Raw genomic sequence first — 9,446 nt, 5'->3', positions numbered from 1 at the left:
TCCGCCTCCACCTATGCACGATCATCTCTATGAACAGCCGATCGACGATCGGGCGAGGCTCTGCGTTCTAATCCTTGACAGCGGACATCAGAGCGCTGTTCAGCGGCCACCTATCGGATGACGGGTTGATCTGCGAGTCTGCGGTCAGTTGGACCGTTAGGCTTAGAATGGACACAGTGCATACTGCTATCATGGAGCCGGTGCGGCGGCTTGAGGTCTTCACCGGGGCCGGCCGTCGGCGGAAGTGGAGCGACGAGGACAAGGCGCGGATCGTCGCTGAGATCGTGGCGAGTGGCGACTCGGTGTGTTCGGTGGCCCGACGGCATGGATTGTCGCCGCAGCAGTTGTTTGGCTGGCGACGTCAGTTGCGAGAAGCGGCGGGCGGGCATTCCGAAGCGGACAAAGTACAGTTTGTGCCAGCGGTGGTGGACGCCGTGGTGCCGGCGCCGGCTGCTCAGGAGCGCAAACTGGTGCGCAAGGCGGATAGCGGGATCATCGAGATTGAAGTCGATGGCATCACGATCCGGGCCGGTCGTGGTGCTGATACGACGATGATTGCGTCGATCGTCCAGGCATTGAAGGCGAGCCGGTGATCGGCCCGTCGGGTGCGGTTCGGGTGATGGTGGCGACCAAACCGGTAGACTTCCGTAAAGGGATGGAAGGGCTTGCGACCCTGGTACGCGAGAGCATGCGGGCAGATCCATTCTCGGGAACTGTCTATGTGTTCCGGGCCAAGCGGGCAGATCGGATCAAGCTGGTGTTCTGGGACGGAACGGGTCTGTGCCTGTTCGCCAAACGGCTCGAGGATGGCATCTTCCGCTGGCCGAAAATCGAAGACGGCGTGATGCGTCTGTCGGCGGCGCAATTGTCGGCGCTGCTGGAAGGACTGGACTGGCGGCTCGTGCATGAGGCACGGGAGACGGCGGCGCCAACGCAAGCAGGATAACTGTTGGCGGCGCTGCGGCGAAGTGAATCAGGAACGTCGGACGTGTCGCCAGATGGCAGCAAACATGCTCTGAATCGGGTGTGAGTGACGCCCTGCCTGACGACCCCGAGACGCTGAAAGCGATGCTGCTCGCCGAGCGGTACGAGAGTGAACGGTTGCGTCAGATTATCAAGGAATTGCAGCGGCATCGGTTTGGCCGGCGGGCGGAGACACTGCCTGAAGATCAGATGCTGCTAGGCCTGGAAGACGTCGAGCAGGTTGCAGCGTACAGCGAGACGGCGCAGGACGTCAGCACACCTGAAGGCTGTGAGGCGCGGGCTCGCAAGCGCCGCAGCAACCGTGGTGCCTTGCCGACGCACTTGCCACGGATCGAGGTCGTCGTCGACGTCGAGGACAAGACTTGTTCCTGTTGCCAGGGAGAGCTGCACCGGATCGGCGAGGATAGGAGCGAGCGGTTGGACCTGGTCCCGGCGCAGTTCCGGATCCTCGTGACCCGGCGTCCCAAATACGCCTGCCGGGCCTGCGAGGAAGGCATCGTGCAAGCGCCAGTCCCGGCCCGGCTGATCGAGGGCGGATTGCCGACCGAGGCCACCATTGCTCAGGTCCTGGTCGCCAAATATGCCGATCACCTGCCGCTTTACCGGCAGGCGCAGATTTACGCCCGCCAGGGCATTGAACTCGATCGTTCGACGTTGGCGGATTGGGTGGGCCAGGCAGCCTTCCACCTGCGTCCGTTGCATGAGCGCCTCCTTGGCAAGCTCAGGCAACGGCCAAAGCTGTTCGCCGACGAGACGACTGCGGATTCCAATGATCGCGCGCAGGTATTCCAATCTGATGCCGCGCAACGTTCCGATCTGATCGCGCGCAGGTGAAGTACCCGATCGTTAAAGGCAATTGGCACTTTCGTTAGCCCGTGGTCAAGCGGCGGCCGAAGAGATCACGTCTGATGTTGGATGGTGTTGCGCGACGGAGCGAAGCTGACCGGACGCGCACCCCCAACTGTGCCGTAGCGGCCGGTCAGCTTCGCGAGCTGCAACCTCGGTCTTCATCGGCCGATCCGCGTAATCAAGTCCGAGGAAGAACGGGCGGGCGACGCATGGAGTCACCGTTCAGTTCGAGCCTGTGAGCGTTGTGAAGCAGGCGATCGAGTATGGCATCAGCGTAGGTTGGGTCATTTATGATGGGGTGGACGCCCCGCCGACGGCATCGATGTGCCAAAGTGGAGGTGGGTGTTGAGCACCACTTAAGGGAGGCGTCCATGTCAGAGGTTATCACAATCGGTCTGGATATCGCCAAGTATGTTTTTCACGCTCACGGCGTAGACGGGCGCGGTCGAGCGTTGTTCAGCAAGCGGATTAGCCGGGGAAAAGTGCTCGAGTTCTTCGCAGCTCAGCCGAGTTGTACTGTCGCGCTGGAGGCATGTGGCGGGGCTCATCACTGGGCTCGCCAGCTCACCCAGCTTGGCCACCAGGTACGACTGATTCCGCCGGCCTACGTAAAACCCTTCGTGAAGCGTCAGAAGAACGACGCGATCGATGCTGAGGCGATTTGCGAAGCCGCGCAGCGGCCGAGCATGCGGTTCGTGGCCGTAAAGAGCGAAGAGCAGCAGGCGGCGGGTCTGCTGTTTCGAACGCGCGATCTGTTGGTGCGGCAGCGAACTCAGCTCATCAACGCGATCCGAGGACACCTCACGGAATATGGTTGGATCGCACCCAAAGGGCCTTCACATATGGCGAGGCTTGCCGACCTCATCGAGGAAGAAGAGATGGTCAGCTCGCTTCCGGAAGCGGCCCACGCCATGTTCCGATTGATGCTAGACCTGCTCGCCGGTCTCAATGGCAAGATCGCAGATCTTGACAAAGAGATCGCGCGACGTGCTCGTGAGGACGAAGTATCGCGCAGGCTGATGACCATTCCTGGCGTTGGCCCGATCTCCGCTACCGCGATTGCTGCTCTGGCACCGCCAGCCGAGACTTTTGCCAAAGGCCGTGACTTCGCGGCCTGGCTTGGGCTAACGCCTCTTCAAAGATCGACGGGCGGCAAGCAGAAGCTCGGCGGGACATCCAAGATGGGCGAACGCACGCTTCGGCGCCTCCTCATCATCGGCAGCAGCGCTGTCGTGCAGCAGGCGAGCAAACGCGGCGCGCCAGAGGGTTCATGGCTCGAACAGATGCTCGCTCGCAAACCGCGCATGCTGGTAACCGTCGCGCTCGCCAACAAGATGGCGCGGGTCGTCTGGGCACTTCTTCTGAAGCAGGAGAATTACAGGGCTCCGGTCGTAGCCAAGGCATGATCTTGGCGGGCCTGGAGGTCGTCAGAGGTGTAGTCGGTCGAAGGAGGGTATGGCGCAACAGTCGGCGAGGACGGGGCCGGAAGAACCAGATGAACTCATCGTGCCTGGAGCACGCATTTATGATTTGGTTCCGGTCCGCGAACTCCCATACGGGCCCGCAGCTCCATCGCTGCATCAGAGGCCGGACAGATGGCAGCATCCGACTACGGGCCGATCTTCTCAAAAACCGCTTGCATCTTGCGGGGCGTCCACAGATGGAGTCACCGTTCAGTTCGAGCCTGTGAGCGTTGTGAAGCAGGCGATCGAGTATGGCATCAGCGTAGGTTGGGTCATTTATGAGCTCATGCCATTTGGCAATTGGAAGCTGGCTGGTGACGAGTGTTGATCGACGGCCGTAGCGGTCTTCAAGGATTTCGAGCAGATAATGGCGGGCATTGGCGTCGATGGCTTGGAGGCCCCAATCGTCCAAAATGAGGAGCTCGACGGCGGCGATGCTCTTCATCCGCGAGGCGAGTCGGCCGTCGCCTCGGGCAAGGTCCAGTTCTTCGAACAACCGCGGCAGCCGGGTGTAAAGTACAGAGTGGTTGTCCCGGCAGGCCTTGTGACCAAGCGCACAGCCAAGCCAACTTTTCCCGACGCCGGTTGGCCCGACAATGGCGCAATTCTCATGGTTTTTGATCCAGTCTCCCTTGAGCAGCATGTCGAACAAGCGGCGGTCGAGCCCACGGGGGGCGCGGTAGTCGATATCCTCGGGCACGGCATGATGACGCAGCTTGGCCTTGCGAAGGCGAAGCGCCAGGCGCCGGTTGTTACGCCAAGTCGCTTCATGGTGCAGCAGCAACGCCAACCATTCGGCGTGAGCGAGACCGTGGACCTCCTCGTTGTCGGCGAGGCTCGTGAAGGCCTCGGCCATGCCGGTAAGGCCGAGCCGGGTAAGCAAGTGGAGCGTAGGGTGTGTCAGCATTTTCTCTCCTTAGTGGTAATAGTTCGAGCCTCTGATGTTGGTGTGTAGGATCGGCTCGCGCTCGGGGGACGCGGGCGTTGGAACGCGATCGAGACCCTTCTCGAGGATCGATTTGACGCTTGGGTAGTTGCGAGCCTGGATCTCAAGCGCGCGCAACGCGGCCGCCTCGAGGCGCTCCGCGCCAAAGCGCTTCTCGAGCCGAATGATCCCCAGGCACGAACGATAGCCCTGTTCGGGATGCGGCCGATCCTCGATGATCCGGTCGACCAGCTGGCGCAGCATCGGGCCGATCCGGCTTGCCTCGCTGCGGATCTTTGCCGGCGTCCACTCGCCATAGCGCCGGTGGCTGGAAGGCATGTGGGCGCTGATCGTCGTGTGCCGCCCGTTGCCACTCCCGCGCATGTGCGCGGCGATACGCTCGCCCCCCAGGAAGATTTCAACGGTTCGCGCGCAGATCCGCGCTTCTACCTCTCGACGGGCGAAGCGATAGGGCACCGAGTAGTAGTGTCGTTCGATCTCGACGTGATAGTCGAGCCCGACCCGGCATCGGCGCCATTCGGCATGGACCCACGGCTCGCCGGGAAGCGGTTTAAGATTCGGCGCGTCAATTTCCTCGAACAGCTGGCGCCGCGTGCGGCCATACTGACGCAGCACTCGTCCGTCATTGAGCTTGACCAGCCACTCGGCGATCGCACCGTTGAGTTCGGCCAGGCTGTAAAAGATCCGGTTGCGCAGCCGCCCCAACAGCCAGCGCTCGACGATTCCGACGCAGGCCTCGACCTTGGCCTTGTCTCTCGGACGACGCGGCCGTGCCGGCAAAATCGCCGTGCCGTAATGCTGCGCCATATCGCTATAGCTGCGGTTGACCATAGGGTCATAGAGGCAGGCCTTGATCACCGCGACCTTGGCGTTGTCGGGCACCAGCAGTTGCGTCGCGCCGCCAAAAAAGCTGTAGGCCGCGCTATGTCCCGCAATCCAGTCGCCGAGCTGCTCGGTCCACGTCGCCAGCGCGAACGACAAGCTGGATGCGCCCATGACCGCGACGAAGATGTGCGCGTCGCGCACCTCGCCAGTCTTACGGTCGACCACCGGCACCGTGTCGCCGGCATAGTCGACAAACAATTTCTCGCCCCCGCCGTGGTGCTGGCGCATCACCAGCGGCAGCCGGCCTTCCCAGTTGCGGAACAACTCACAGAAACGGCTAATATGTAATCGTGAACATATCTCGCGTTATGTTGCGGCCAAATTTATGTTGTGCAAGGAGCGATAATTGCGGGGATCCTGAACGCTGTGGGCATTGTTCACGCAACATAATTCGACGTCTGGGTAGCGAACCATTTGTCCAATGGAGGCTCGCTATGGATCAGACGATTTATTCCATCCTCTTGACCGTGCCCCACCGTGATGACGCGCCATTCACCGACGAGCGGTACCGGTACCTTCGCCACTGTGCAGAAGCCGGCGCGACCGCAGCTTCTCTCAAAATCAAGCGGAACGAGCTGTTGCGGATTGCCGCGTATCTCGGTCCAAATGCTTCGGATGGCATCGATATCGAGGCGCTCCAACGGATCGCGACCGAGCGTCTGCGCCTGACGGGGGCTGTCACCGCAGCACGAAGAGTCGTCGACATCGGACGACCTTGGCTTCGATTTCTCGGTTGGTGGCGTGAACCAACCGTCGTGTTTCAGTACCAGAGCCAACTCGACCAGTATGTGACATGGATGCGCAATGAGCGCGGTTTCACGCCATCGACGGTGGAGCAATGGAGTCGGATGATCGGTAGGTTCCTACGCTGGTATGATCAGACAAACCGGCAACTTAGGGACCTTCAGCCTGCGGACGTTGACGCCTATTTCGTCACCCAGGCGACGGGACGATGGTCCCGCGTTTCGGTGGCCAGCACAGCCTCTGCCTTGCGGGGATTTCTGCGCTACGCGGCAAAGCGGGGAATGTGTACGGACCGCTTAGCGGCCTCGATTTGCCGGCCTCGGCTCTATCGCGAGGAGTCGCTGCCGTATGCCCCAGATTGGTGCGACGTGCAGCGCATGTTGGCCGAAGCCGAGACTGACAACCCCCGGGACATCCGTGATCGTGCGATCCTGCTGTTGCTCGCGGTCTACGGGATGCGCAGCGGCGAAGTGGCGGCATTGCGCCTCGATCAGATCGACTGGTCCGGTGGGACGCTACGGCTTTTCCGCCTGAAGCGCCGCCAGCCGCAAATCTACCCGCTGGTTCTCTCTGCGGCTGAGGCGCTCGCCCGCTACATCGACACGGTGCGGCCGCTATCATCGTGCCCGGAAGTGTTCCTCTGCATGCACGCGCCCCGTCGACCGTTGAAGGCAGGGAGCATCTATGATGTCGCTAACCGCAGATTTGTTGCGCTTGGAATCGACGCTGCCCACCGCGGTGGCCATGCGTTGCGCCACGCCTGCGCCTCCCGGCTTCTTGCCGAAGGTCTGTCGATAAAGGAGATCGGGGACCATTTGGGACATCGCAGCGCGGCGTCAACCAGCGTCTACGCCAAGGTGAACATGCAAGCGCTTCGCGAGGTCGGAGCGTTCGACCTGGGAGGCCTCCAATGATGCTGACCCATGTTGTCGACGCCTATCTGGCCAAGCAGCGGTCTCTGGGGGCGCGTTTCGAGTCCGCTGAGGTTCTGCTCCGCAGATTCTGCCGAGCGATGAGTAATCGAGATATCGGCGAAGTTACGCCAGAGGCGGTAGCCGAGTTCCTCCAAGGCAAAGGATCGCTCAGCGCCACCTGGATGCTGCGATATAGGGTTTTGAGCGGCTTTTATAGATTCGCTATCAGTCGCGGGTACGCGGCATCCTCCCCACTGCCGACAACGTTTCCAAAGCTGCCGCCGCAACAAACGCCCTATGTTTTTTCCACGGAAGAACTGCGCCGCCTGTTGGACGCGACCTCGATCCTGAAGGTTGGCCATCGCCCTCACGTGCCAACTATGTACCGTACGCTTCTCTTGTTGCTATACGGAAGCGGCATGCGCATTGGCGAGGCGCTTCGTTTGGTCTTGCAAGACGTGGATCTGACTGATCAGATCATCACCGTCCGTGACACGAAGTTCTTCAAAACGCGCCTCGTGCCAATCGGACCAAAGCTCAACCAGGAGCTGGTCGAGTACGTCGAGCGCCGTCGCCGGCTCCCTCTGCCGCGCGGGGAAGAATCTCCATTATTCACTACGCGCGGCAGTCGCCCGTGGCACTATGTGCGGGTCATCTCCTGGTTTCAGCATGTCCGCCGAGCCGCCGGAATCGGTTGCCCTGTCGGCGAGCCTCGACCTCCACGGCTGCACGATATTCGCCACACAGCCGCAGTGCACCGGGTGATCGCATGGTATCGCTCCGGCCAGGAGGTGCAGCGACTGCTTCCGCAACTCGCAACCTACCTTGGCCACATCGATATCCGTTCAACCCAGCGCTATTTGCAGATGACGCCGGATCTCCTCCAGGCGGCCAGCGAGCGCTTTGCTCTGTACGCGATGGAGGCCGACCATGAAGGATAAGAGCCTGCTTGGTCCGTGGATCCGGCGGTTCTTGCTGGAACATCTGGTCGCCGAGCGCAATCTTTCCCGCAACACCCAAGCCAGCTACCGCGACACGCTGACATTGTTGCTGCCGTTTGCCAGCAAGCAGGGAGGCTGCGCCATCGATCGCATGACCGTGGAAGAGCTGACGCCGGAAGTCGTCCGCAAGTTTCTGGACCACCTGGAGCGCGATCGCCAGTGCAGCGAGGTCACCCGCAATCAACGGCTGGCGACCATCCATTCACTGGCGCGCTTTATCGGGACGCGTTCGCCGGTCCACCTGGCTTGGTGTTCCGAGATACGGGCCGTGCCGTTCAAGAAGACGGCCAAGACGGCGATCGGATATCTCGAAAAGGCCGAGATGGACACGTTGCTAGACCAACCTGACAGACGCACGAGTCTTGGGGGGCGCGACCATGTTCTACTGCTTTTCCTATACAACAGCGGTGCTCGCGCCGATGAGGCAGCAAAATTGACGGTGGGCAATCTCCAGCTAGGTGCGTCCCCGTCAGTGCGACTTCACGGCAAGGGAAACACTGTTAGAATCTGTCCATTGTGGTCAACGACGGCAACCTCGTTGGCTCGTCTTGTGGCCGACCGGAGCAAAAATGAAGCGGTCTTTCTCGGGCGGACGAACCAGCCTTTGACGCGCTTCGGAATACACCGTCTCGTGACGCAATATGCCGCTATGGCGGCCGAAACGGTGCCGACGTTGGCGACGAAGCGCGCGAGCCCACATACGGTTCGGCACACAACGGCCGTGCACCTACTGCGCGCTGGCGTCGACATCAACACGATTCGTGCTTGGCTGGGCCACGTGTCATTAGACACCACGCACATCTATGCTGAAGTCGACCTGGAGATGAAAGCAGAGGCGCTAGCCAGGGTCGATATCAGCAGCCTAAAGCCGCCGCCTCGGCACCTCTCTCTCCCGTCGTTGATGGCATTCCTGAAGGCCCTGTAGGCCGAAAGGTCACACTCTTATGTTGCGGAGCGAGCCGAGGAGGTTGGCGAAATCCTTGGCTCACTCCACCAGCGACAACATAAATCTGGCCGCAACATAACGGCTATACCGGTATCCGTCCGGATGCTCTGCAATGTACTCGTCCCACAGCACCTGCAAGGTCACGTGCTTGCGCTTGAGCTCGCGGGCAATAGCGGACCAGTCAGGCTCGGGTACCTTGCGGCGACCCGGCTTCACGCCAGGAGGCCCGTACAGCAGCTGCTCCAGCTCGGTGTCGCTTATCGCTTCCGGGACTGGCCATGCCAGACCCGCGCCCGCGAACCGCTTCAGCGTGTCTCGTACTGTCGTCGGTCCGACGCCGACGCGCTCGCCAACCACGCGCGTCGAGAGCCCAGCCTCAAGGCTCAACCTCACAATCTCGCGCACCTGGCGCATGATAACCCTCCTCGTCGGCATCCAATTCTCCCAGCTGGTTCCAGCCGGAGAAATGGCCCAACGATCAGGCCTCACACCATCCGAAACTGCGCGCGATCAAATCGGAATGCTGCGCGGAGAATGCTCGGAATACTGCGCGCGATCATTTCGGAACCCTGCGCGCCATCAACTCGGTACGGTGCGCACCATCATCTCGGAATCCGCAGGGTCGTCTATGCCAAGCCGCCATTTGGCGGGCCCGAACAGGTGCTGGCTTATCTCGGCCGCTATACGCATCGCGTCGCCATCGCCAACAGTAGG

Annotated in this window: 7 protein-coding genes and 5 pseudogenes; 8 read left to right on the top strand and 4 right to left on the bottom strand. The window is 61.2% G+C overall.

Annotated features, from left to right (window positions below; all coding sequences use genetic code 11):
• Positions 1–167 precede the first annotated feature (167 nt).
• The 3 genes and pseudogenes from tnpA to tnpC all read left to right on the top strand — a co-directional run.
• Positions 168–593 (top strand): IS66-like element accessory protein TnpA, encoded by a 426-nt coding sequence (tnpA, locus tag FBZ93_RS40235; protein ID WP_146993205.1) that lies wholly within the window; start codon positions 168–170, stop codon positions 591–593.
• Positions 590–946 (top strand): IS66 family insertion sequence element accessory protein TnpB, encoded by a 357-nt coding sequence (tnpB, locus tag FBZ93_RS40230; protein WP_146993204.1) that lies wholly within the window; start codon positions 590–592, stop codon positions 944–946. The genes tnpA and tnpB overlap by 4 nt, the downstream gene beginning before the upstream one ends.
• Positions 947–1,068: 122 nt before the next feature.
• A pseudogene (tnpC, locus tag FBZ93_RS40225) lies at positions 1,069–1,746 on the top strand (IS66 family transposase); the annotation flags it as partial.
• Between the two features lie 265 nt (positions 1,747–2,011).
• On the opposite strand, the pseudogene FBZ93_RS40220 reads toward tnpC, so the two are convergent.
• Positions 2,012–2,134 (bottom strand): annotated as a pseudogene (locus tag FBZ93_RS40220) (ATP-binding protein); the annotation flags it as partial.
• A 70-nt stretch (positions 2,135–2,204) separates the two neighbouring features.
• Here FBZ93_RS40220 and FBZ93_RS40215 point away from each other — a divergent pair.
• Positions 2,205–3,239, top strand: a complete 1,035-nt coding sequence (locus tag FBZ93_RS40215) for an IS110 family transposase (RefSeq protein ID WP_146993203.1) — start codon at positions 2,205–2,207, stop codon at positions 3,237–3,239.
• A 253-nt stretch (positions 3,240–3,492) separates the two neighbouring features.
• Here FBZ93_RS40215 and istB read toward each other — a convergent pair.
• Both istB and istA read right to left on the bottom strand, forming a co-directional pair.
• Positions 3,493–4,203: pseudogene (istB, locus tag FBZ93_RS40210) on the bottom strand (IS21-like element helper ATPase IstB); the annotation flags it as partial.
• Positions 4,204–4,212: 9 nt separating this feature from the next.
• Positions 4,213–5,406: pseudogene (gene istA / locus FBZ93_RS40205) on the bottom strand (IS21 family transposase); the annotation flags it as partial.
• Positions 5,407–5,561: 155 nt separating this feature from the next.
• On the opposite strand from istA, the gene FBZ93_RS40200 reads away from it, so the two are divergent.
• Genes FBZ93_RS40200 through FBZ93_RS40190 form a run of 3 tightly spaced genes read left to right on the top strand, consistent with a single transcriptional unit; the run spans position 5,562 to position 8,711 of the window.
• Positions 5,562–6,785 (top strand): tyrosine-type recombinase/integrase, encoded by a 1,224-nt coding sequence (locus FBZ93_RS40200; protein WP_146993202.1) that lies wholly within the window; start codon positions 5,562–5,564, stop codon positions 6,783–6,785.
• Entirely contained in the window at positions 6,782–7,726 is a 945-nt protein-coding gene (locus FBZ93_RS40195) for a tyrosine-type recombinase/integrase (RefSeq protein WP_146993201.1), read from the top strand. The genes FBZ93_RS40200 and FBZ93_RS40195 overlap by 4 nt, the downstream gene beginning before the upstream one ends.
• A complete protein-coding gene (locus FBZ93_RS40190; protein ID WP_146993200.1) occupies positions 7,716–8,711 on the top strand; it encodes a tyrosine-type recombinase/integrase in 996 nt (331 codons plus the stop codon). The genes FBZ93_RS40195 and FBZ93_RS40190 overlap by 11 nt, the downstream gene beginning before the upstream one ends.
• Positions 8,712–8,771: 60 nt before the next feature.
• Here the strand turns inward: FBZ93_RS40190 and FBZ93_RS40185 are convergent, their stop codons facing one another.
• Positions 8,772–9,146, bottom strand: a complete 375-nt coding sequence (locus FBZ93_RS40185; protein WP_246667866.1) for a helix-turn-helix domain-containing protein — start codon at positions 9,144–9,146, stop codon at positions 8,772–8,774.
• 207 nt (positions 9,147–9,353) lie between these two features.
• Between FBZ93_RS40185 and FBZ93_RS40180 the strand changes: the two are divergent.
• A pseudogene (locus FBZ93_RS40180) lies at positions 9,354–9,446 on the top strand (transposase); the annotation flags it as partial.

Origin of the sequence: Bradyrhizobium macuxiense (genome assembly GCF_007993935.1) — a bacterium.
GTDB lineage: Bacteria > Pseudomonadota > Alphaproteobacteria > Rhizobiales > Xanthobacteraceae > Bradyrhizobium > Bradyrhizobium macuxiense_A.
This window is presented reverse-complemented; position numbering and strand designations above follow the sequence as displayed.